General features: G+C 56.8%; 13 protein-coding genes. 9 read left to right on the top strand and 4 right to left on the bottom strand.

Annotated features, from left to right (window positions below; genetic code table 11):
* Positions 1-21: 21 nt before the first annotated feature.
* The 8 genes from X743_RS150530 to X743_RS1000000173415 all read left to right on the top strand — a co-directional run bounded on the left by X743_RS150530 (position 22) and on the right by X743_RS1000000173415 (position 9,884).
* The gene (locus X743_RS150530) at positions 22-1,053 is read left to right on the top strand and encodes a hypothetical protein (protein WP_348625901.1); all 1,032 of its coding nucleotides are present in this window, start codon (positions 22-24) and stop codon (positions 1,051-1,053) included.
* A gap of 64 nt (positions 1,054-1,117) precedes the next feature.
* The gene (locus X743_RS150525) at positions 1,118-1,921 is read left to right on the top strand and encodes a PD-(D/E)XK nuclease family protein (RefSeq protein WP_023766703.1); all 804 of its coding nucleotides are present in this window, start codon (positions 1,118-1,120) and stop codon (positions 1,919-1,921) included.
* Positions 1,922-1,929: 8 nt separating this feature from the next.
* The gene (locus X743_RS150520) at positions 1,930-2,520 is read left to right on the top strand and encodes a hypothetical protein (RefSeq protein ID WP_023766704.1); all 591 of its coding nucleotides are present in this window, start codon (positions 1,930-1,932) and stop codon (positions 2,518-2,520) included.
* Positions 2,520-5,549: a site-specific DNA-methyltransferase gene (locus X743_RS150515; protein WP_023766705.1), complete on the top strand. Its 3,030-nt coding sequence runs from the start codon at positions 2,520-2,522 to the stop codon at positions 5,547-5,549. The genes X743_RS150520 and X743_RS150515 overlap by 1 nt, the downstream gene beginning before the upstream one ends.
* A gap of 19 nt (positions 5,550-5,568) precedes the next feature.
* Complete coding sequence (locus tag X743_RS1000000172170; RefSeq protein ID WP_198028451.1) at positions 5,569-6,438, top strand: phospholipase D family protein; 870 nt, start codon at positions 5,569-5,571, stop codon at positions 6,436-6,438.
* A gap of 432 nt (positions 6,439-6,870) precedes the next feature.
* Complete coding sequence (locus X743_RS1000000172175) at positions 6,871-7,785, top strand: hypothetical protein (RefSeq protein WP_156934454.1); 915 nt, start codon at positions 6,871-6,873, stop codon at positions 7,783-7,785.
* Positions 7,786-7,797: 12 nt separating this feature from the next.
* Complete coding sequence (locus tag X743_RS1000000173410) at positions 7,798-9,057, top strand: UvrD-helicase domain-containing protein (protein ID WP_245264249.1); 1,260 nt, start codon at positions 7,798-7,800, stop codon at positions 9,055-9,057.
* 11 nt (positions 9,058-9,068) lie between these two features.
* Positions 9,069-9,884: a 3'-5' exonuclease gene (locus X743_RS1000000173415; protein ID WP_245264250.1), complete on the top strand. Its 816-nt coding sequence runs from the start codon at positions 9,069-9,071 to the stop codon at positions 9,882-9,884.
* Between the two features lie 51 nt (positions 9,885-9,935).
* Here the strand turns inward: X743_RS1000000173415 and X743_RS150510 are convergent, their stop codons facing one another.
* Together X743_RS150510 and X743_RS150505 are read right to left on the bottom strand one after the other, a co-directional pair.
* Positions 9,936-16,040 carry a DEAD/DEAH box helicase gene (locus X743_RS150510; protein ID WP_023766706.1) on the bottom strand — a complete coding sequence of 2,035 codons (6,105 nt, stop codon included), beginning with the start codon at positions 16,038-16,040 and terminating at the stop codon, positions 9,936-9,938.
* Positions 16,041-16,042: 2 nt separating this feature from the next.
* Positions 16,043-19,498, bottom strand: a complete 3,456-nt coding sequence (locus X743_RS150505; protein WP_156934455.1) for an STY4851/ECs_5259 family protein — start codon at positions 19,496-19,498, stop codon at positions 16,043-16,045.
* Positions 19,499-19,876: 378 nt separating this feature from the next.
* Here X743_RS150505 and X743_RS150500 point away from each other — a divergent pair, with 378 nt between their 5' ends.
* Positions 19,877-20,662 carry a hypothetical protein gene (locus X743_RS150500; protein ID WP_023766709.1) on the top strand — a complete coding sequence of 262 codons (786 nt, stop codon included), beginning with the start codon at positions 19,877-19,879 and terminating at the stop codon, positions 20,660-20,662.
* Positions 20,663-20,856: 194 nt separating this feature from the next.
* On the opposite strand, the gene X743_RS150495 is transcribed toward X743_RS150500, so the two are convergent.
* Together X743_RS150495 and X743_RS150490 are read right to left on the bottom strand one after the other, a co-directional pair.
* On the bottom strand, positions 20,857-22,302 hold the full coding sequence (locus tag X743_RS150495; RefSeq protein ID WP_023766710.1) for an adenylate/guanylate cyclase domain-containing protein: 1,446 nt from the start codon (positions 22,300-22,302) through the stop codon (positions 20,857-20,859).
* A gap of 598 nt (positions 22,303-22,900) precedes the next feature.
* Positions 22,901-23,377 (bottom strand): DoxX family protein, encoded by a 477-nt coding sequence (locus X743_RS150490; protein ID WP_023766712.1) that lies wholly within the window; start codon positions 23,375-23,377, stop codon positions 22,901-22,903.
* Positions 23,378-23,381: the final 4 nt, after the last annotated feature.

The following is a 23,381-nucleotide window of genomic DNA, read 5'->3' on the forward strand; positions in this document are numbered from 1 at the left end:
AGAACTGTAGAAAGAAGCCCAATGACCAAGGCGCCAGGCTCTCCCCGAAAAGAACGACCGCGCTTTCCCACCGCAGAACTGAAGCGGCAACTTTCATATTTCGACGCAACTGCGCCTGACAGAACCACGTTTAGGGGGGTGGCGTATCGCTTTGCCGAGCGTGCTGCGAACTTGGCCCCTGCGATCGCCGACAAAGCTGAACGCTACTTCCGGCGCGATGGACCCAATGCGATCACTTGGCATCAGCACAGTAACCACATGCTGTCATCACAATCGTGCTGCCTAAACTTTCTAATGCCCTTAGCCGAGGATCCGACGAGGCTTTCTGCCATGGTTGGATACGCACTTGATATCGACCCTCCTGAGATGCTGGAGGTGGAGCGGGGCCCGGACGGCGAGCCTTGGTATATCGGCTTTGAATGGGTAGGCACCCGAGACTATCTGAACGAGGTAAGAGGAAAGGGAAACCTCCAGAGGGGGGCAAACTGCACAAGCGCCGACGCGTTCATGCGCTTCAAGACCCCCAGCGGGATCGAGGGCCTCCTTGTCGAGTGGAAGTATACCGAAAGCTATGGTGCGCCGCTGCGGGACGGTTCACGGATAAAGGGTGGAGACGCTGCACCAAGCGGGGGCCATGTCACAAGGCGCGCGCGATACAAGGACCTGATGTTTGCCCCTAACGGGCCTCTTAGGACCGATCCCAACCTGTCGATTGACGACTTCTTCTACGAACCGTTCTACCAGCTTCTGCGCCAGCAGATGTTGGCGCATCAGATGGAGAAGAACGGCGATGCCGATATCGTTCGCGTTCTCCACATATCGCCAAGCGGCAACCGCAAGCTTCACGCTGTAACGTCGCCGAAGTTTGCTAAACTCGGCGCCATCGACGCTTTCGAGTTCTTCCGATCTCTGCTCGCAAAACCCGACCGCTTCGTATCGTGCACTACGGAAGTGCTTTTCGGCAACCTGCTCGCAGAGGCGCCGGCTGGCGATAAGTGGGCGGCCTATATCAAGGAACGCTACGCGTTCGTGACTGATGGAATATCAATCTGATGGCTAAGACCCATTGTGCGAGCAATGCCCTCGCCACAACTGAGTTCGCCCTGGCGTTGGATGCATGAGCGCACTGAACGACCTCAGTCTTAGCTCGGAGCGCACCGCGCAGCAGATTCGGTTGCTCTCGTTCCTGCAAACCTGGCGTGCCGGACAAACGGGATCAGCGGGCCCGGCAGACCGACTGCGGTCTGTAATCCGCCAGATTGCTCCATATCTCGCGCGACATTCGACGACGGTCGAGATTCAGCAGCTGCGGACAAGTCCAGAAAAGCTGACCCACACGCTCAACGTGCTGAAGGCGCCGTTGCAGACTGCGCGAGGACGGGGGGAGTTAAGCGACATTTGGTCGATCGCTGGTATCGGCCTTGACGAAGTTCGCAATTCGCGAGTCTTGGCTTGGCTTCTGAATCCCTTGGGATCACACGGCTTTGGCGACGCATTCATCCGCGCTTTATGGCAAAGAATACGAGGTTTCGAATTGGCAGGATTCGAAATGGAGGGCGTGCTGAGGGTTACGCGAGAGAACTACCCACTTGCGAGCACCGAACACCGTGTTGATATCGAGATTGGCGGTGCGGATTTCGTCGTCTTTATCGAAGTCAAAGTCTACGCAGGAGAAAGCAAGGCATCCCAGGTTGCGCAATACCTGGCACTCGCACGACAAAAAGCAGCGATCCTCCACCGTAAGAATTGCGCAGTCGTCTTTTTATCCGAAATGCCACTGTCAGCAGTTGAAGGCATCTTGCCGTGTCGATGGAGAGACGTAGCCAATTCGATCAGAACGGTGGTGAACAACGCCGATCGGACCACCGTAGCGGCCCAGTTGGCCACACAATTCGCAAATCACATCATGCGGTTCCACTGAGGTAACGGATGACGGACACATCTGAACTCGATCGCCTTCTGATCGACAACCTGAAAGACCTCGACGACGCAGCAAAGCGGATCGAGGCATTGGGTGATCGATTGTGGCGCGAGATATGCACGGCTTGCGAGGAATGGACTGGAACTCACGGCTGGAAAGGAGAATACAGCTCAGATGAGCCATGGTTTGCGCCGGCCGAATGGTTCGATGAAGAAGAGCCTGAAGGGTGGTTTTATCTCGACTTTGGTCCAGACGACGCAGGTGATGGTATTGGCAGCACTCCATATTTCTGGCTGTCCCGCTACGTTGGCACCGGTGGAGGGCAGTTATGTCTGTGGCTTGGGCAGGAGGCGTTGGGGGCGAGAAAATGGAAGCCACTCGCGCGGGAATTCGCGCATTTGCTATCGCCTTTCGGCTTTCACCTAAGTGACAGCGGAAATTTCTATTCAAATTGCACACTAAATTCCGGTCGTGTCGCTACCGCACTCGCCGACAATCAATTGGAACATGCAATGGAGGCAATTGAGCTGGTGCTTAAACGTGCGGCAGATGCTGTGCCAGTCTTTAGCAAGCTTCTAACTAAGGCGAGAACGAACTGATGGCCAAATCGCCACGTGAAATCGAAGCCCTCACCCATGACGCCGCGCGGCGCATCAACGTGCCGACCGCCGAGATGGCTTCGCTGTTCGAGCAGCAGGAGGAAATCCTCGGCGGGGCCGAACGCGAGATGACGATCGCACGGCCTCGACCGCTTGCGAGTGGTGAGGAACGGGACCGCGATCCTGATCTCGATCCGCAGATCGTCTGGAATGGCGCGCGCATCCGCATCACGAAGGAGCAGATGCGCCAGCTCGCCGAGACGGGCGAGCTCGAGCTTGGCGACGCGCAACTCGTCTGGCGCGGTAAGGACCGACAGGACTGGTCCGATCTCATAGTCAACGCACCACCTATTTATGTGCAAGAGAAAGTTCACCCCAAGGCGATCATCGACGACCTCAAGCGCCATTCGAACGCGCGCCGCGAGGCCGAGACCGACGCACCGGACCTCTTTGCCGATTTTAACGGCATCCAGGATCCGGAGGCGCGGGCCGAGTTCTATCAGCACGCTCAGCACTGGACGAACCGCTTCATCCTCGGCGATAGCCTGCAGGTTATGGCGAGCCTCGCCGAGCGTGAGGCGATGCGTGGGAAGGTGCAGTGCATCTATTTCGACCCGCCTTACGGCATCAAGTTCAATTCCAACTGGCAGGTTTCTACGCTTTCGCGCGACGTGAAAGATGGCAAGAAGGAAGACATTTCTCGCGAGCCGGAACAGGTGAAGGCTTTTCGCGACACCTGGAAGGACGGCATTCACTCCTACCTCACCTATTTGCGCGACCGACTAATGGTCGCACGCGAGTTGCTTTCTAGCAGCGGCTCGATCTTTGTTCAGATCGGGGATGAGAATGTCCATCGCGTGAGAGCTGTGATGGATGAGGTGTTCGGGGAGGAGAATTTCGTAGCTCAGATTGTTGCAAAGAAGAAGGGCAGCCAGGTTGGAAATCTGCTTGAAGCCGTAAACGACCATATTTTGTGGTTTGGAAGATCACCAAAATCGTCCGGGGCCATTAAGGTCCGTCCACTTTTCATAGTTCGGAATAGCACTGAACTCGTTGATGACTTTCCGATGGTGGAAATAGAGGGCCGTCGTAAGTCGCTGCGCGAACTCGAGAATGAGGATGGAATTGCATACCGTGATGATCCCTCGAAGCTCTTCGAGAGGAGGCCTGACGCGAGGCTATTCGCGTTACACCCTCTGAAGAGTGGCGGCTTTAGAAAGAACCAATCGCATCCGCTCAAATTCTGGAACAGAACCTTTCCTATTGGCGATTTACAATGCTGGAAGCATACGGTGCTTTCTGACGGGCGCGCGGCCGCTGGCATGACACGTCTTTATTGGGCCGATCGCCTTTACCCCCTCAAGAACGATGTGCGCTTCATAAGATACGCACCAAACCCTCCGGCTATTCGAATCTCGAATTGGTGGGACGGACTAGGTGGTGCCTCGTCGCCCATCTACGTCGTGCAGTCGAACGAGGAACTTGTTAAGCGCTGCATTCTGATGACGACCGACCCTGGCGATGTCGTGCTTGACCCAACCTGTGGCTCAGGCACGACGGCGAATGTTGCAGAGCAATGGGGCCGGCGATGGATCACCATCGATACGTCACGTGTCGCCCTCGCCCTCGCCCGCACACGGCTGATGTCTGCACGCTATCCCTACTACCTGCTAGTCGACAGCACAGAAGGCCGTGCCAAGGAGCAGGAGATTTCGGGAAGAATCCAGTCGCAGACAGCAACCGGCAAGGACATTCGGCAAGGATTCGTTTACGAACGCACACGGTGGAATACTTCAGGCTCCATCGCCAATAATGCCGAGATTGATGTTATCAGGGAGAAGTGGCAGGAGGTGCTGGAGCCGCTGCGTGGCGAACTAAATGAGAGGCTCCAGACGCGGTTCGAGGAATGGGAAATCCCCCGCGATATCGACCAGTGGCTGGAGACGAAGGACGGCGTCGCAAAGCTTGGTCTCGTCAGCGCGCGAGTGCGGGAGCTTCATAGCGGCTGGTGGAAAGGCCGCATGGGGCGTCAGAAGGAAATCGATGCCTCCGTTGCGCGCGCGTCCGATGTCGAGACGCTCTACGATCGTCCTTACGAGGACAGGAACAGGGTGCGCGTCGCTGGCCCGTTCACCGTCGAGAGTCTTTCGCCACATCGGGTCATCACGGCGCGTGACGATACGCTCGGGGCTGAGATCAAGGCCGGCGAAGGCGGCATGCAGCCGACACCCGCCAACGTGCCGGAGATCGATTTCGGTCAGATGGTGCTCGACCACATGCGCGCCGCAGGTGTCCACCAACATGCGAAAGCCGACACGATCCGGTTCAATTCGGTAGAGCCCTGGCCTGGCAATTGGCTGGCGGCGGAAGGTAGATATACTGATGGAGGCGGCCACGAGAAGCGCGCAGGAATCCTGATCGGTCCGGAATTTGGCACGCTGACACGCAGCCAGATCACCGCTGCTGCGCGCGAAGCCTCCGACGCTCGCTTCGACGCGCTGATCGCCTGCGCTTTTAACTTCGAGGCTCAGGCAACGGATCTGAACCGGCTTGGCCCGCTACCTATCCTGAAGGCGCGCATGAACCCTGATCTTCATATGGCTGACGAACTGAAGAACACAGGCAAGGGTAACCCCTTCGTCGTTTTCGGCGAGCCAGACATCGATCTGATCGAAACAACCGACGGCGAGTTGCAGGTGAAGGTCAATGGGGTCGATGTCTTCGATCCCTCAACAGGTGAAATCCGCTCCTCCAACACCAGCGGCATCGCCGCCTGGTTCATAGACACAAACTACAACGAGGAGAGCTTCTTTGTCCGCCACGCCTACTTCCTTGGCTCAGCGAAGGATGGGGGGGCCGATCCATATAGGTCGCTGAAGGCTGCTCTGAAGGCCGAGATCGACGAAGAAGCCTGGCAGACACTAAATTCGGACACGTCTCGCTCCTTTCCGCGTCCCAGCACGGAGCGGATTGCCGTTAAGGTGATCAATCATTTTGGTGATGAAGTGTTGAAAGTTTTTGGGGTGTGAGCGGACTGGGAGGGCGCAGGTGCTTAAGCTTTTAACACCTCACGTTTGGGCGGACATAACAAGCGAGGCAAAGAATGCGAACAAACCAGCGCATGTCGCCGTGGCATATTTCGGACGGGATGGTCACGGTCTGCTGCCACTGAAGGCTGGAAGCCGGTTGGTGGTTGACGCAAGTATTAATACCGTTAAATCGGGAGTAACTTCGCCTAACTCACTTGAAAAGCTAAGATCATTTGGCGTAGAGATATATTCCGCTCAGAACTTACATTCAAAGATATTTGCGTTCGACAAAGTAGGATTCGTTGGGTCTTCAAATGCTTCAAAGCATTCAGCATCGATATTAATTGAGACCGTTCTACGGACCGATTCAAAGCAGATTATCAAGTCAATCCGTGATTTCGTAGACATCCTTGCAATTACGAAGCTATCCAAGAGTGATCTCAGCGATCTTGAAAGTTTTTATGTTGCTCCAAAGAAAAAGCAGATTATCTTGCCGAAGCAAAGTCGGCTTTCTACCCTAATAATGGAGCTTACTTTTGAGCAGGGAGGCGGACGCGCAAAACAAGTTCAGCCGCCAAAGGCGGTATGGGAAGAATATTTCCAAATTGATTTAGCGAAATATCAGTCTGTAAATATTTTTCTTACAGATGAGAATAGTAATATTAAATATAAAAGGCCAGTTATAAAGCATGACCATAATTATACCATCGAAATTGCTGGCGCAGAGTTGCCTAGACCTGCTATACTTCAAGTAAGAAAGATTGCCAGTAAGCAATTTCGATATTCGGTCCACAGGCCTCAAGATAAGACATTCTCAGGGTTGCGAAAATTATTGGACGAAATAGATAATCCCATGCGAACAAGCGGTCGAAAATGGTTATTGATTTAATAGAGTATTTAATGCTAGCCATATTCGTTGACATCTTCACTTGATGCTTCGCGGCCTATTTAGGCCATGAGGCGCCGAACCTATTTTGAGTTTGAGATAGTGGGCCGCTACAACGGGTATAGTCTACCCCAACACATCAAGTTCGAGCCGGCCTAATCGCAAGGCCATCGGCAACATGACACCCACCATGGTAACTCGGCGGCCGACGGGCTCGGGAATACAGGGAGGTTACGACCGCCTAGGTATCTCAGCTATACGCCGCTGGCTGGCGTGGGTCACAACAGTTTTCGATCATGCCAGCGAGTCCTGGTGAAAGTGATTAGGGTGTAGGCAATGGGGCGAGGCAACAATCACTATTCCAACTGTGGCTGCGGTTGGTGTTCTAGCACGTGGGGCAACGTTAGGATTGATCGTTCGCAGTTGCGCAGGTCGATGCAGACCCGCGATGCAGAGCGAATCCTGCGGGACCAGCGGGCAAGCAAAGGCTACTCATCATGCTTTGTAAATCCGAACGCGACTTGTCCGGTCTGCATGGCCACGGTCTTCTATTATCAGAATGACAGAGGCAGCCGCGTGTTCTTCGACGATCTTGGGCCACCGTGGCCGAAACACGGCTGCACGGACAACCCTAAGCGCTCAGTGAACGCAGTATCTCCGCGCCCTCAAGCACGTGCACGCGGAATCCGGCTTGAGCTAGGAGAAGCCGCGAGTTTTCTCGGCATCTACGACGGCGGCCGCTACCATAGCTCTGGCTACGCGATTGACTGGCAGATGATTGAAATCCTGTCGATCGAGCGCAAGGGTTTGCAACTTTTTCTGGCTGGCCAACTGATCGAAATGGCCGAAGGGCCTGTGGTATATTTCTCCATCGTATGTCCAGAAGAAATCATCGCAGCTGGTGATGTGGTCAGTGGCTCATATTCTGGGATCAGCGTATTTCATGCGTTTAAGCACGCTCCGTGCTCCTACAAAGTTACATGGTTCGAAAACGAGCGGTTTCTTAAGGCGATTGCAACTGGCGAACATGTCCTGAGACCTTTGCGTGAACCGAGCACGTTCACAAACACGAGGCCCCAGTCACTCATTCCCGCATCAATACTAATTCGACGCTCAAAACTTCGCCGAGCCCGCTCAAAGACTGTCTCTCCTCCACCGGCGAAAGAGAATACCGCCAGAACCAAGCCACGTCCGAAGAGCAGGGTGATAAAACCCGCGCAGCCGAAGAAACGCATCGGGGAGCTAAAGCCTAAATCGGCAAAACAATTAAAGCGTGATGAAATGATTTCGAAAGTCGTTGTGGAATACCGTCGGGGCCGGCATTCTCGGTCGCCAAAGGACGGAAAATAGAGAGTCTTCACATTGTCTACGATCCTCGCCGACAGCTTCACCTCATCCCTCGCCAAGCTCAGTAATGACGAGCAGAAGCAGGCGAAGCTGACGGCATTCGACCTGCAGGCAAATCCTGATCAGCCGGGTCTGCAATTCCATCGCATCGACAAGTCAAAAGACCCGAATTTCTGGTCCGTGCGGGTCAATCGGGATCTGCGCATCATAGTTCACAAGACGGGCGGAAGCCTGATGCTTGCTTATGTCGATCACCATGACGACGCCTACAAATGGGCCGAGCGACGCCGGATCGAGGCGCATCCCAAGACCGGTGCGATCCAGATCGTGGAGGTGCGCGAACTGGTCGAGGAGATAGCGGCTCTGCCAACGGGCCTTGCTCAGGCAACATTGCCCCTCGAAGCACCGTCGCCAGTTCAATCGCCGTTACTCTTTGCCCCCCTGTCACAGGACGATCTGCTGTCCGTCGGCGTCCCCATAGACTGGCTGGACGACGTCGCCTCCGCCACCGAAGACGAGTTCTTCGCCCTTGTGGGCTATCTGCCACAAGAGGCCGTCGAAGCACTATTTGAATATGCGGCTACTGGGGTGCTCAAGATTGCCGCCGCGCCGGCGACCGATCCGCTCGCACATCCTGATACACAGCGTCGTTTCCGGATACTCGAAGGTGCGGAGGAGTTGCAGGCCGCACTCGACGCGCCTTTCGAGAAGTGGGCTGTCTTTCTGCATCCCCTGCAGCGCGGCGTGGTCGAGCGCGACTACAATGGGCCAGCTCGAGTGGCCGGCTCGGCGGGGACTGGAAAAACCGTGGTGGCACTGCATAGGGTGGTGCGCATTCTTAAGACCCGTGCCGATGCGCGCGTGCTCCTGACCACTTTTTCCGACCCGCTTGCACACGCTCTTGCCAGGAAACTTGCGATGCTCTCGGCCGATCGACCGGGTTTCCTGGAACGAGTGACGATCTCTTCCTTTGAACAGACGGCTCGCGAACTTTATGCGCTAAGCACCGGACGAGAGCCGCATGTAGCCGATCAGGCGACCATGCGAGCGACCGTTCTCAAGACCGCAGCCGACCAGCAGGAGAGCGAATTTCGCCGCAGTTCCTTGTCTCGGAGTGGGAACATGTCATCGACGCCTGGCGTATCGACAGCGAAGAGGCATATGCCGTTGTCCCACGCATGGGGCGCAAGAACAGACTTGGCGCACGCCAGCGCGAAAAACTTTGGGGAATATTTGCGCGGGTGCGTGAATCGCTCGCGAGGCGTGGACTCTTGAGCCCTTCGGGCTTGTTCGAAGCGGTGACGCTCACTTATGCGACAAGAGCCGAAAAGCCTTACACGCACATTGTGGTCGACGAGGCGCAGGATCTTGGCATCGCGGAGTTTCGCTTTCTTGCCGCGATCTCGCCAGCGCAGCCAGATGCCCTGTTCTTCGCGGGCGATCTCGGCCAGCGCATTTTCCAGCAACCATTCTCCTGGAAGGGGCTGGGTATCGATGTTCGCGGTCGCTCCTCCATTCTCAAGGTCAACTATCGCACCTCGCATCAGATCCGCCAGGCAGCCGACCGGCTCCTTCCCTCCAGCGTTCGCGACGTAGACGGTCTAGAGGATCAGCGGTCAGGGACTGTCTCGGTTTTCGAGGGGCCGGAACCGCAAATCGTCATTGCCGAAAGCATGGAGGCAGAAAAGGTTCTGGTCGCCGCGGTGCTGCGGGAGCTGATCGGCGAAGGATTTGCACCCAGCGAAATTGGGATTTTCGTGCGTTCACAACAACAATTGCCGCGCGCACGTGCGGCCGCGGAGGCGGCGTCCCTCAAAACCCGAACGTTAGTCGATGGCAGAGCCGGCGTGGATGAGGCGTTACTCGGCATCATGCATCTCGCCAAAGGCCTGGAGTTTCGCGCAGTGGTCCTCATGGCGTGCGACGAAGGTGTCCTGCCACTGGAATCCCGCGTAGTGGATGTGGCCGATGAATTCGAACTCGACGAGATAATCGCGACTGAACGGCAGCTGTTCTATGTCGCGGCTACACGCGCCAGAGAGCGGCTAGTCGTGTCGTGCGTCAAACCTGGTTCTGAATTCCTGGATGACCTTCGAATCTAGTCGATGGTAGTCACCAGAACTGCCGGCAACTTGCCACCTCGAGGGGCACGTCTAGCGCGGCGCGGCGACGAAATAGGTCTTGCCTATGCCATTTCTCTGCAGAACTACGTTTGTGGTGGCAAGTCTCCTCACTTGAGTGGCCGCATCAGCTCCGAAATCGTGCCGGACCGGAATATGTCGTGGTGCTGACCAAGCACCGAAACCTTGGTCAAGAACGATCGTAGCGCGACTTCCGTCTTTGAATTCGATATCCAGGTAGCGACCATGCGGCACATCCTTGTGAACTACCGATACGCGTATTCCCCTGTGCTGCCCAAAGAGGTCAATCACGGCCTTCTGGTCGCCCGCATCACGCCAATCATGCACGATCTGCCAAGGCTGACCTCGCTGTTCATTAATACGGGTCGATCGAGTTTCGAGAGTGAGTGACGCATCACTTGCCCCGGATTGAAGGACTACCTGACTGATCGTGTCGACCAAGAGGCGTGCCACTAGCGGAGAGGAAACATAAGGGTCCTGATAGGTCGCCTTCTTGATGCCAGCTTTTGACCAAGCACCACATCTGGTTAGAAGATCGACCATGATCTTGGACGCATTGGCGCCGAACGCGGCAATGTCACAGTTGAGCTCCGAGTCGATTTGAACGAATTGAGCCCCGGGAGCCGGCAAAAGCGTCTTAAGATCAATAGTTGCAAATTGCGATTCCACCGAGACGTTGCCAACCACCACTGGATGGATTTTCGGACTTCCCCACCGCTTTCCTGGCAGGCTGGGCTCCAGTTCGCGCGATGCCCAGACAGAACCCAAATCACCTTTGTCGACTGCCGCCAACGCCGATGCCCCGTTTTCGAAGATTGGCGCGTCCGCTGAGATCAAATCAACGTTGTGCCCGATTGCGAAATCTCGAAGACCCAGTCTGTCGGCCGAGCTAAGCTTCTCAACCTCTCCAGAGGGCACGGCCAGACGCACCAAGTGCCCTCGCATGCCCCATCGTTGGAATTGTCCGGCCAAAGGCCAATCTTGTATCGATGCCGAGATGCTTTGATGAGGTAGATAGATCGTTAATTTTGATTGCGCAGAACGTCGTAGTTCCCTGTCAATTTCGTCGATCGGGGCGAGCGACAGCTCAGCGCCTGGAACAAAGCAATCAGCCGGGTAGAGGTCGTCCGGAAACGTGAAATGATTGCGAACAAAGTTGAGCGCCGCCTTCCGGTCCAGGTCATCCTTACCATCCGGTGCATCCGAGGTAAGCACGCAGGCGGCGCAGGCTTTTTCACAACCCGGCGTCTTGCAATCCAGGATTTGCTCTGCTCGGCGAAGGATTGGCCGCATCAGATACTCGAACGACACCGCAAAGCCGGCTCCGCCAGTCGCCCGATCGAAGATGAACAGGGATGCGGTGGATGCCCCCAAGGCATTACGGCTTTCGGCGACGGCAAAGCCCATTTCGTCAGCCTCAACACCAAGTTCCTGAGAAAGAGCTTCGCGCAAGGCAATGACGAACGCGTTGGCGGCCGCCCGTCGCAAGGGGTGCTGCGGCTGAAGCTCGAAAACGTCCGTGGTGATTTCGTAACCAAGGGAGATGTTCCGCTTGATGCTGAACGGCTTTTCGTTGCCCGGACAGAGCTCTTGCCCCTGACGATAACGCAAGGGCTTATGATCAACGAGCGCAGGGGGCGGTGAGGCTAGCCCGCGATTGTCGGTATCGGGTTCCGCCCGGCCGCACTGCAAGCAGATAGCATACCCAAAGCCTTTTTGGCCGCCTCGGTTGGAATAGTATACGAGGCCCTCTCGGCTGCATCGATAGCGGCCTAGTTCAGGGATCGGAAGACTCCGCCACGCCGTGTCCCGGGCTGACACCACCGGATCCTCTGGTGGGATATACGACAACGTGTCTGTATCAGCGTGCACACGTGCTCTCGGATCGACGGAGAACCCAGCCGGTCGCAGGAACTCGTGGCTGAGTGGATGCTCGGCGCCACAAGCCTGACATTGCTCAGGGCCAGAGCCGCGTTTCGTATCGCTTGCTCCGCACTCTGAACAGCGCCAGTGAAAGCGAAGGCTCTGGACTTCAGCCAAATTCTCCTCGCTTGCAGGCCGTTTCCAATTGAGCGTCACTCCGGCTGACTTGTGCACAAGGCCGTCGAGCACTACTTCCGATCCTGGGGCATAGTCCCGAATCGCTAAGTCAAGCGAACGTTGAGGGCCGACCGTTCGGAATTGCCTCGTCCCATCCTGAGTATCTTCCGGTGATTTGAACTCCTTTCCTGGGATGAAGGAGACTACGTCAGTCGGAAAGCCATGGCCGGGAAGGAAACCTCTGTCAGCTAGGCCGCTAAGCAGAAATTCGCCGCACATGCGCTTGAGCTCGATCGCCATCCGGGACTTGCCTGCCTCTCTAACTCCTTCGTCCTTTGCGAGTGCTACTAAGCCCTCCCATTCCGCGACGAACGCCTTTGAGAGGTCCACGATCGCACTACGGGTATGTTCCACCAGTGTCTGGTCGCCCCACAGGATTGCTCTCCTTGTCAGTGCCGCGAGGCCCATTTCGTAGGCTGTTGCTACCGCCGGTCGCTCAAGCCACTCAATGAAGGTCTCGACCGGGCGGTCCGACTTGAGCGGGCGGGTCTCTGAGGGTTCGGTTGGACAGCCGAGGAAAGCGCCGATTTGCATCTTGAGACTGTCGCCTCCTCGCTCGCGCATAAACCCGCTCAGCAGAAAAGCATTTACATGGCGTTGCACAATCGGCCGGCTGCTTAGCGTCACCTTTGGCGCTGACAAGTTCCGTCGAAGAAATGCGTGCGGATTTCGAAAAGCCTCACGGTCAAGGGGTCTGTCCTTGCAGAAGGTGAAGGCAAGAGAAATTGCTTGGCCGCGGCGGCCGGCGCGACCAACACGTTGGCGGTAATTCGCGATGGACGGAGGCACGTTGGTCATCATTACTGACGAGACCGAGCCGATGTCGACGCCCATTTCCATCGTGGTTGAGCAGTTGAGAATGTTGATCCTGCCGGCCTTGAAGTCCCGCTCGTATCGGCGCAGCCGTCCGCCTGTTTGCTGAGCTGAATGCTCCGCCGAGCGCGCGTAGTCGGCGAACAGTGCTACGCGATCAGAGATGTTGTTCCATGCGCCTAGATTCCGCAATCCGACAACAGCCGCGTCGGATTCGATCCACTGACTAACGGCCTGCCTTGCAATGTCCATGTCAAGCAGCCCAAGCAAGGCTTCGGGATGTAGGGGCATGACAACAGGAACAGCCTGGCGTCGATCCCCTAGCTTGCTCTCCAGCCCGTAAGGCGTCATTCCGAATGGTGCGGCGCCGAGAATTCGGCGGGTCGACGGGCAATAGAAAGCGTTCGTGACTGGAGCGACGAAGGTTTTAGAGAAATCAAAGACGCGTCGTTCGGGATCGGCGGAAAACGTGTGCTGGACCTGTCGCCAGGCCATACTCAGACACTCGTTGAGATCAGCTCTATCGCCTGGGTCACTTAGCTCGAGGCCTAGGCCATGAACAAGCAGCGCAACCGGCCGCGATCGTGGGTGAGCACGAAAATAACCGTTTGGCCAAGCCTGAAGGCTCTGGTCGCCGTCGGTGTGTTCTTCCGGCCCGATTAGCGACTTCAATTTCGCTTTCGGTGATATCCAATGTTGCAACTGACGCGATATCGAAACCGCACCATTGGCCCGAACAAAATGAGTAAGGACGGCATCAAGGTAAGATCGCCACTCCGCGATTGTCTTGCCCCTGCGCCGGAGGGCGTCTGGCAGTTCTGTCAGCCTGTCGACGGCCGGGTTGCGCAGCCGCGCCATCCCCATCGTTTCCAGCGAATTGGCTCGCCGCGGCCGCCTGGAGAATTCGCGCAACAATAAGAACTCGGCGACCTTTCCGGCGTCAGCGAAGAGGGCCTCGTCACGCACTTGCCAAATGGACTTTATCCATTCGGCGACCTCCACCCGCTCGGACAGCCGGTTAACAAGGTCCGGCCAAGCAACACCGTCTAGATTTCCGGACGTCAGCCCAGCCAGCGTTCGCCTTTTCTCTGCGATAAGATTCTCTAGCGCGGGCAAGCGCGTGGCTGCGAACGCGGCCTCGAGCTGCTCGATCTCAGTCGTAGTTCGAGCGATCTCCTCATCGGCGCCTGCTTGGGGCTGCGTGGATGCTATTAGCTGATGGTAGACGAAGCTTCTGACAAAATTCCGCTCCGCCTCGACCTGTAGCTTGGCCGCCATACGCGCAGTCCCCTGTCTGCTGTCAGTGAATGACAGCAGGCGCCGTCCGGCTGAAGGGAGTTTCTCGCCGTCTGTTGGTCGCGCTGGTTCCACTCCTTCAAGCAAGATCGGTGCTGCGTTGCCGAGGATAAAGGGAGCACCAAATCTTAAGGGTCGCAACATTTCAGATCTTTTGCGGCCTTCCGGACTGCAGTGCGGGCAGTGACGCGGTCCCGCATGTTCCTCGGACAACAGAGATGCGCCGCCCTCGGCAGGAGCATCAGACACCCGCCAACCAGATTTTCGATCCAGCCAAAATCCGCGAGCAGCAGCCGTCGGGTTGGTGGCGAACAGACGATCGCGCTGGAAGACGGCCTCTTCCTCTGGCACCTCTTCCTCTATCTCGTCGCCGGCCTCTGATCCGGCATCGTTTTCGCGCGCATTCTCGAAGGCGAATTCGTCGCGCGGGGGGTTGCGCAACGGTGCCGCTAGCCGTTCACCCCTTTCCGTTCCTTCTAAGAATACCTCACCACACTCGGTGCAACTTATGATCTCCAGCACCGGCGCTAGGCATAACGGGCAATGGTCGGAGCGATCGGACAAGATACCTCCAAACGGCCAGTCCGAAGGTCTGCCGGGGCAGTCCGTGTTGATGCAGCTCCATATGCCAGCGACCGCGCGTTCAAACGCATGAAGACGCATCGGCGCAAAGGGCTCGACCTCACCACCAGGAGCCTTTCGCGTCGCACGTGACATCGCTGAAACGAGTTCGGGGGCGGATATGCTATAGGCGCGAGCGGGCAGCTCGAAGTCGGCAAGCGGCACGCTTCCCTCGAACAGCTTTTCGACTAGACTCCAAGTCTGCGGATCACGGCCGAGGGCCTCATACAGCCGATTGGGGTCCGCAGTTCGAATATCATCTGATATCGGCGAGTGCCGACCCTCGGGGCGACGAGGCATTACGCGACGGCCCTCGATCACATGAACTCGGCCGTCAGGAATGCCAGCCACGTCGGCTAAGAAGCTCTGGAGCTGCTCACGCACTTGTTCGCCCGATCCGATTGTCGCCGAGGTGGCTACGAAGCGGACATCTTCTGGTTTCACATCAAAGGCGAGTAATACTCGCCGGAGCAGCAGTGCTATCTCTGCGGCGGCAGCACCGACGAGCGAGTGAGCCTCATCGAGGACGATCCAGCGCAGCTTTCCCTTCGAAACATCAATGATCGGCTGATCTTCGGCGCGCGCAAGCATGTATTCGAGCATGGTCACGTTTGTGACCAACACAGGCGGAGGGCTTGAGCGTAAGCGCACCCTGTCGACCACTCGCTCTGGGGAGCGACGGCGATCGGACTCTTTTGCATCCCTTGGAAGATCGCCGTTGTATAGGCAAAAGCGGAGCTTGCCGCCGAACGGCTTCGTCCAAGCGGATAGACGCTCGCGCTGGCTCTCAATCAGAGCGTTCAATGGATAAAGCATAATGGCCTGCACGCCTTGAAGAGGTTCGCGCTGCGTGCCTGCTTGCGCGGCCAAATCACTCAGGATCGGAAACAAAAAGCATTCCGTCTTCCCTGAACCCGTTCCCGAAGTCACCAGGACCGATTGCGGATCCTTTTCCGCGAGCAGCTGCCAGGCTTCGACCTGATGCTGGAAAGGTTTCCGCGATCGCGGAAACCGGTAGTCGTGACCGTCCGGCAACCCATCCAATGCGGATATCAGATCACGATGGAGCAGCGACCCAGAGAAATCCTGCATGGTCTTATCTGCGGCAACAAATGGGTGCGCTCCCTCTATTATCGCCTGCTGCATCAAAGCGCCGCTCGCAGGATTATTTCCGCCGAGCAGTTCGCGGAGATGCCGTCGCAGTCCTTCATGCGCGAGGCCGGATTGGGCAACGACGGCTTCAGCCGTGCGTCGCTTCACTTCATCCAATACGTCGAACTGGGTCATTTTCATTTCGAATCATAAAACTTCAGAAGGTGAGCGTAGGCTCCGGACACGTAGGCCGGGTTCTCTCGGAGCGTGCGACGGGCAAGTAGCGCCAGGTCGCGTTTAATAGTCAGTCTTCCCTGGGCGCTAGCAGCGAGCAGGATCGGTGCGAACAGGCCATCGAAGTCCTCGTGCGATTTGGTCAGAATTTCCGATGGCAGCTTCAAGCCGGCAAGCTCGAGCCGAGCGGCAAGATCATTTCGCCCTTCGCTGCTTCGGTGGATTTGGCTCGCAATATAGGTCCCGGTGAGATCGTTCAGTGACGGAAATCGAGTTGCCTCTACTGTGGCAATTCCCGCTAGGCTGAAAATCCATGCCAGCGCCGGTTCCAGCGCATTCAGTTCGGCACGTAATGTAGCCACCCGCCCTAGCGCCTCCGCACCAGCCTTTCCCGCACCGAGAAGTGGTTCGAGCGCCACAAAGACAGCAGCATAGTCGGCCTCAAGCGCTGCCCGCCACGCGGATAGTGGCAATCCCAACCAAAGGAAAGGCAACTCGTTTTGAAGAGACCAAATGGTGCCTCGTTCTCCAGCATCCCGGGCGCTAAGAAGAAGGCCAACCAAGGCCTGCGGACAGGACGGCAGCAGTTTCAGAGCATCAAAGGCGTTTGCCGGGAGGCCATTCAGGGTCGTGGCGGCTTCAAGCAGGAATCTGAAGCCCCCCACATCTTCAACGATATGGTGAAGTGCATTCCCTATCTCGGCTTGCCGAGTTTCATAGTCAGCTATTGCGAGCGCAGACACTAGGTTTCCAGTATGAGCAACGGGAGATCCCGGTTGCGGAACGGGCAGTGGTCTCGAAACAACATCCACACCGTGCCGGAGATAGACAAGACAGAGCCCCTTGCATCGCTCGGGGATTCGCCAAAGCCCCTCAGCCTCTTGTTCCAGTGCATGTTCGTGTCGAGGATCGAGAACCATCCTTGCCACAGGGAGGACTTTGGGTGAGCTAGACCCTTCTGACCAGCTCACTATGCCACCATCGTGAGCGAGTTGTTTGTTGCGGTAGCGGCTGATGCGGATGGGCAGGCGCGTGTCCCCTACGAATTCGAGCTCAGCCAGATCGTCCTGGCCTGGCAGGGTTGTGAGGATCTCATCAATGGCGCTTCGCAGAACGCCCAAAGGCAGCTCGCCGTCGACCGCTGCGCTCAGTCCGCCCGACTTGGCCCCCTTGCCGGTCACGTGCAGGACGGTTCTTCGCGGTGATATGGCAACCGCACCCCTGAGCGTCCCAAGATCAACCTGGGCTCCGGGTTCCAGAACCGAACCATCGGCCAGGGCGATGGCCGCATCGCGACCGATCAGGGGAACGACGATCTCGAATGGCTGGCCTACGGCGGGGCGAACCATCATTGGAAGGCGATATAGCGGGCGTCCTAAAAATTTGAACGAAAGCGTAGTTGAATTGACCTGATCGACTTCACAGGCTGCATTGGCAATCGAAGCTGTCCAGCCCGGTAGTCCTTCCAACCGGATTTGTCCACGACGCGCATCGTTCATCGTCCCGCTGATGCGCGCACCAATCGGGAATAGGGCTACCAGCCGCCTCTCGATTTGAACGCCAGCCTCCGGGTCGCGCAACGAAAATTCTGTCAGGCCGACGCTGTCGATGCGACTGGACAATGGCACCCATTTCCCTCCGGGGCGCCGAGAGAATAGTTCGCCGGCGCGTGGTGGCCTTGGCTGCTTTCCTCCATCGCGGATAAGTGGGTCAGCTGGCGAGACAGCTAGTTCGCACTGCTCATCTGCGAGCTCGAACCCGGTCGGCGAGCCAGATGGAAATTCAAGGTCGTGTTCGCGACCCTCTGTGTCTGGTTCTACTCTAAAGCGGATCGCATCGCTTTCACCGCTCCGGAAATATGCCGTCCCAACCAGCCGGGCAAGTTTGCGGTTAAGATAGGGCAAGCTTTCGATTTCGACGACCGCGCTTTCTGACGTCGGCTCAATCGTCCAGTCGTCTGGAAACAACACATGGAGAGTCTTGATCGCAGAACTTGCAGATCCCGATCGGAAAAAACGAAGAAGGGGTGTAGCTGCCGTTGATCCTTCGTCCTCGCGAAAAACTAGCAAATCCGACCTAAGCGGCTCTCCATGCGGCCAAGTCCAGGGACAGGGGGCTACGTTTGGAGAAGTCAGCGTGGCGGTGACCGGAGATGTGAACGGGAAATTCTTCAGCAATTTACCGGTCCGAGTGAATGGCAGGACGCGCCAGCGCCGCTGTTCCCCTATCGGCGCTTCAAACAACGCCAGCTCTCCCGAGAGATGATTGCCGAGTTCGCCGGTTGGAACCGCCCGCACTCGACCCTGCGTCGGCAGGTTCGGCAGTTTCTGGGGCGCGATCTCTCCATCGGCGAGCAACTGTATCGCCGGAACCCATTTACCGTCGCATTTTACCAAGTAGCGACGCGTCTCAACGCCCTCGGTGGATAGCCCGGCCATCTTTTCATCGAGCAGTCCGGTCAGCAACTCTGCCACGAGGGCTTCATCTTTTGCTGGAACGTATATCGGCAAATTTTCCCGCCAGCCCGGCCGCCTAATGTCGAGCAGGGTAGAATTGCTGATATTGCTAACGCCCTCAGCCTCGGCGGCTCGCCGTAGATCAAGAAGCCTTTCGACTAGTTCAGAGCAGAGAGCTACAAAATCGGCACTCTGATAACTCTTACGCATTCGGCCGCGTTCTTCTTCAGAGATATCGAGGATCTCCTGAAGGGTGTCCACTCTGGATGCGACTGCGCGGCGCATGATTGAACGCAGATAGTCGCGAAGCCATGATCTCGCGCCGCTCGTAAGAATACGGACCGGAAAGCCACCTTCGAGCGCCACCGTGAGCAAGAATTCGCGGCCTGATTCACTGCGTCTCAACTCGCGTCGCCAGAATCGCAGCCCACGATCGGCCAGATCACGTTTTGCAGAATCGGGGATAGCAGGAAATAGGTCCGGGGCAGGGTCGTTCCATTTAAGAAAGGTTGAATCCGATTCGCGACGGAACCATTCCGAGCAAAAAGCCACGAACAGTGCGCCCGATCTGTCGTCCGGAACAGTTAGTCGCCCTTGAGCCGCGAGATAGCGCAGGAGCTCCTTCGCCTGGTCAAATTCGCCGTCGGCCATGCGGTAGCGATATAGCGGTTGGGAATTCGGTCGCTGAATATCTCTTGCGGAAAGAAATGCGCGCAGCCAATCGCGGACGGGGCCTGACGCTCGGGGTTGATGGTCATTACTGGCGGGGGGCGTAGTTCGCGCGAAGGCGCGACGTGCTTTGATTACCTCGAACTGAAGTTCAAGTGCCTCGTCGCTTTCTCGTCGGTTCAGCTCTCGGTTAAGATCTTCCAAGAAATGCTGATCATGACGCTTTAGCTCGAATATTTCACCGAGCCGCCCGTCCTCGAGACGAGACAGATCGACACGCTCTTCCCCACCCAATTTATGTCCCCCTTGCCCCCTAATATAAGAATGCATGATTTCGTTGGAAAAGAAACACGCTTCGACAGGCCGCCGTGGATACTCCGGCGGGGGTGAGAATTAGTGGACGACCCCGTGTTGCTAGGCCGAAATGACGCAAATACCGTGCCCGCTCTAACGGTTCGCTGGTCAGATCATCGTATCCGGCGCATCCTGTGAGCGCGAAAAAACGATAGCAATTCTGGCTGAGGACACGATGGCTAGCCGAATTTTTTGCCACCGACCGAAGCTTAGCAAGCTCCGCCGCTTTCGAGCGTTACGTTCAAAAGGTAGCTCACGGAAACGCCGAGTAGCAGCAGACTCTATTGCGTCCGTCGCTAGGCTCATTATGTTCATGGCATGCACCTTTACGATTTTATATCCGAGGATGAACTGAATGACCTGCCTGAAGACAATCAGCAGGCGTTTTCCTCATTCGTTCGCGTCGCGCGGCGAAATCTTTCGGAAACATCTAGAGGATTGAACGATGGCGATGAGAACGACTGGCGTCAACTACAAGAAATGCGCCATGGTTTCACCAATGTAGTTCTCGCCGCTGCGAAGCGATACGGTATAGAGCCGTTTCTATTCACAAATGTGCCAAAAGTTAACAAGTTTGACAGTGACATTTATTTTCAGTTGGTCGCTGACCTAGACCATTACATGACTCAGCTCGCGATTGACACGAGCATCCGTCAACGTTCCGAATCAACACGTCTTCCGGAAGCTTCGAAAGACAAAATCCGATCTTACATTCATCATCTGAAAGAGGCGATACAAAAGTCGCCGAGCTTCAACGAAGCGAAGAAAGAAAGGCTTCTCGATAAGGTTGCCGAATTCGAGGCTGCACTCGGAAAAAGTCGATTGAGCTATGTAGCGGTTACACGCCTTACGCTGGAAATTCTCGCTGTCCCTGTCACCCTTTGGAGCGCCTACGACGTGGCTCACAAGCTCCTGTCAAACATCAACCAAGTAGTGGCGGAGGCGAAGGTTGAGGAAGATGAACAGCGTAAGCTGCCGGCCCTTCCAAAGCCATTCGTTATGATCGCGCCGCGCGCTCCTGAAATTGAAGAGCGGAAGAAGAAGGCAGACTTTGGCGGCGGTGGTGGCCGCGACCGTAATCTAGACGATGAAGTCCCTTTTTAGGAACCATTTCGACGGCCGTCACAATGTTACAAAACGTTTCGTAAGTTTATTGATTTTATTAAAACCTAGAGTTCAATCCTCTTAGCGCCATTCTTTCCCATTGAACTGCTCAAGACCGTGACTGAGACCCTAAGTTCCCGTTCCTATGCGGTGCGAAATGGCGTTGGCACGCAATTGTGTCTATCCACACGCGTCTATCCACGCATAATGCGATAGACAGTTGCGTCACCCTGCACACCCCGAAGGGGCGCGTCAAAAGCCACGACACGATGGCCGGCAAGCATTTCGCGAACCCCGGGCGCGGAATAGAGCGCCTCGGAAATGCAGACCTGTCCGGCTTCCGCCAAGGACTGCACGCGTGCGGCGACATTCACGGTCTGGCCGAAATAATCGAGGTTGTCGTTGAGTGTCACGGCGATCGACGGTCCACAGTGGGCTCCGATCTTGAGAATGATCCCCGGCCCGTCATGGTCACCGTTGAAGCGATCGATTTCTTCAAAGATGTGAAGTGCAGCCGAAATCGCATCCGACGGCCGCGAGAATACCGCCATCACCGCGTCGCCAATCGTCTTGACCACCGCTCCGGAATGTTGCTGAACCGCCACGTTGACCAGAGCGAAATGCTCGCGGACCAAGGCGTAGGCGTTGAGGTCACCTAGGCGCTCATACATGGCGGTCGAACCACTTAGGTCCGTGAACAGGAAGGTGATCTGCCGGATGCCGAGCCCCTCCTTCTCGTCGACACGTTCGGACCGGAACAGCTGGCGGAACGTTTGCCGCGCAAGCAGCGCTCCACCGGAAACATAGGGTTCGAAATCGAGCGCTGGCTTGGTGGTCAGCGTGACAAGCTCGGGCGGCCAGTTGATAACAAGCAACGAACCTCGCACTGTCCCTTTATTCACTACCTCGATGACAATCGGGCCAGGTGGCACAGTGGGCAAAGCCGGCAAGAAGCGTTTGCCGTCGTAGTCGATTTTCAGAAGTGTCGGTGCGAACACCGGATCGCCTGATATTGGCACAGCGAACGCGGCCTGCGTCTGGACGTTGACGCCAGAAAGGGCGCCCGGTCCCAGGTCGCCGCGGAGAACTGTGGTGGTGCCGGGTGGCAGAAACGTCATGCCCCGAACGAAGCCGCGCAGAACGTCAAGAAAGCGAACGTCTTGGCCCGGTAGCCGCCCGTCATGTCCGAAATGGAGCTTCCAGTGAAAATCCTCGACAGGGAGTGTCTCGGGATCGTGGTAAGGCAGGCGCCGTAATTTCGGCGATACCGAGAAGGTGACCTCGATGAAGTCGTCGAGGTCGGTGTCGCCCGAGACGTCGCACAGGCCACAGACGTAGTGGGTCTTCAGCGTGCGCAGGGCGCCGAAACTATCGAGCACCATCCCGGACTGGGGACACAGCACATCCCAGCTCATGTCGAACAACCCACAGCGGGTGGCATGAAGGAAGAGGTCGATTGCTTCAGGCTCGGCGATTGCTCGGTCGCGAGCGAAGGACCGCGGATTAATGCGATAGAGTGAGTGGTCGTCGGCGCTCTTGATCAGCGTCTCGAATTTCGAGATGACGCGTGGGCTCCAGGCTCGCGCCTGCTCCACCTTGGTCATCTTGCTTTCGAGAAGACGATCGTCGACTACCGTCACGTCGGATCCTCAACCTTGCCTCACGACAGCCTATACGTCGAAGGCTCAGCGGACTCCAGCAGTTCGTGCGTCGCTCGTTGATTTTGATAGACGGGTGCGCACCAAGCCCCCGGTTGGGCCCCTTCAGGTCCTGATGTCGGCGATGACCGTTCCGGAGACCGGATCGGTAATGCCGAGGTCGCCGCCGAGATCCTCCAGCATGTCTCACATTGTGCCCAAAAGGCCGATCATCTGCGGCCGTGCCGCCGCGAGGCTGCCAAGTCGTTCCATTCACCGACGACGCAGAAGGTCCGATCGCCGGTCTTGATCAGAGCGGCCTTTTGGAGCCCGTGGCGTCGAGGGTCGCCTTCTTGTGTGCATCGATGAATGCCTGTTCCTTGCCCGGCTTGGTGCGGAACCGAACGACGTTGTAGGCAGTCATGCCTACCTCCACTGGATTGCGAAGACTCTCTTGCTTGGCCGGTCCTTACGGGCGGCATGCCCTTTTGTGTGCGGCGTGCCTTGCGCTGCGCGGGTTAGTGCGCCGTTAAAGCTGTTGGGTTCGGGTGGGCATGAAAGATGAAGATGCGCACCGCGCTTCCCTAGCTGGTCGAGATGTTCATTTTCTGGATGCTGAAAAGGACCGCTCCGCAACGTAGTCGAGCGAAAAGACGCCGGCGCCACGGGTCAGCACGAGCAGGAGCAGCGAGGCCCACAACAGATGCTCGGCCCAGTTCTCCGGGAAAACGAAAATCTGGATTACCGATACGATACCGAGCAGCATCAGTGCGCCAAGGCGGGAGAACAGCCCCAGGAAGAGCAGCACCGATCCCGTGATTTCGGCAGCCGTTGCCAGAGGCGCTGCAATCGACGGATCGATGAATGGCAGATTGTATTCGTTGGCAAACAGCTGCAGCGTCACCGGCCAGGAGGCCAGCTTCGTTTGCGCGGACTGCCAGAAGACATGCGATATCGCGAGGCGGGCGGCGAGCTGGATCAGCGAAAACGGAATGCGGTCGGGTAGTTTGATAACGCGCCTGTAGAGGCCGACAAGGCCGCCAGAATTGGGCGAGGAATATTCTTGTATCGCGGTCATGACT

This window comes from Mesorhizobium sp. LNHC232B00 (assembly GCF_000502435.1).
GTDB classification, from domain to species: Bacteria; Pseudomonadota; Alphaproteobacteria; order Rhizobiales; family Rhizobiaceae; genus Mesorhizobium; species Mesorhizobium opportunistum.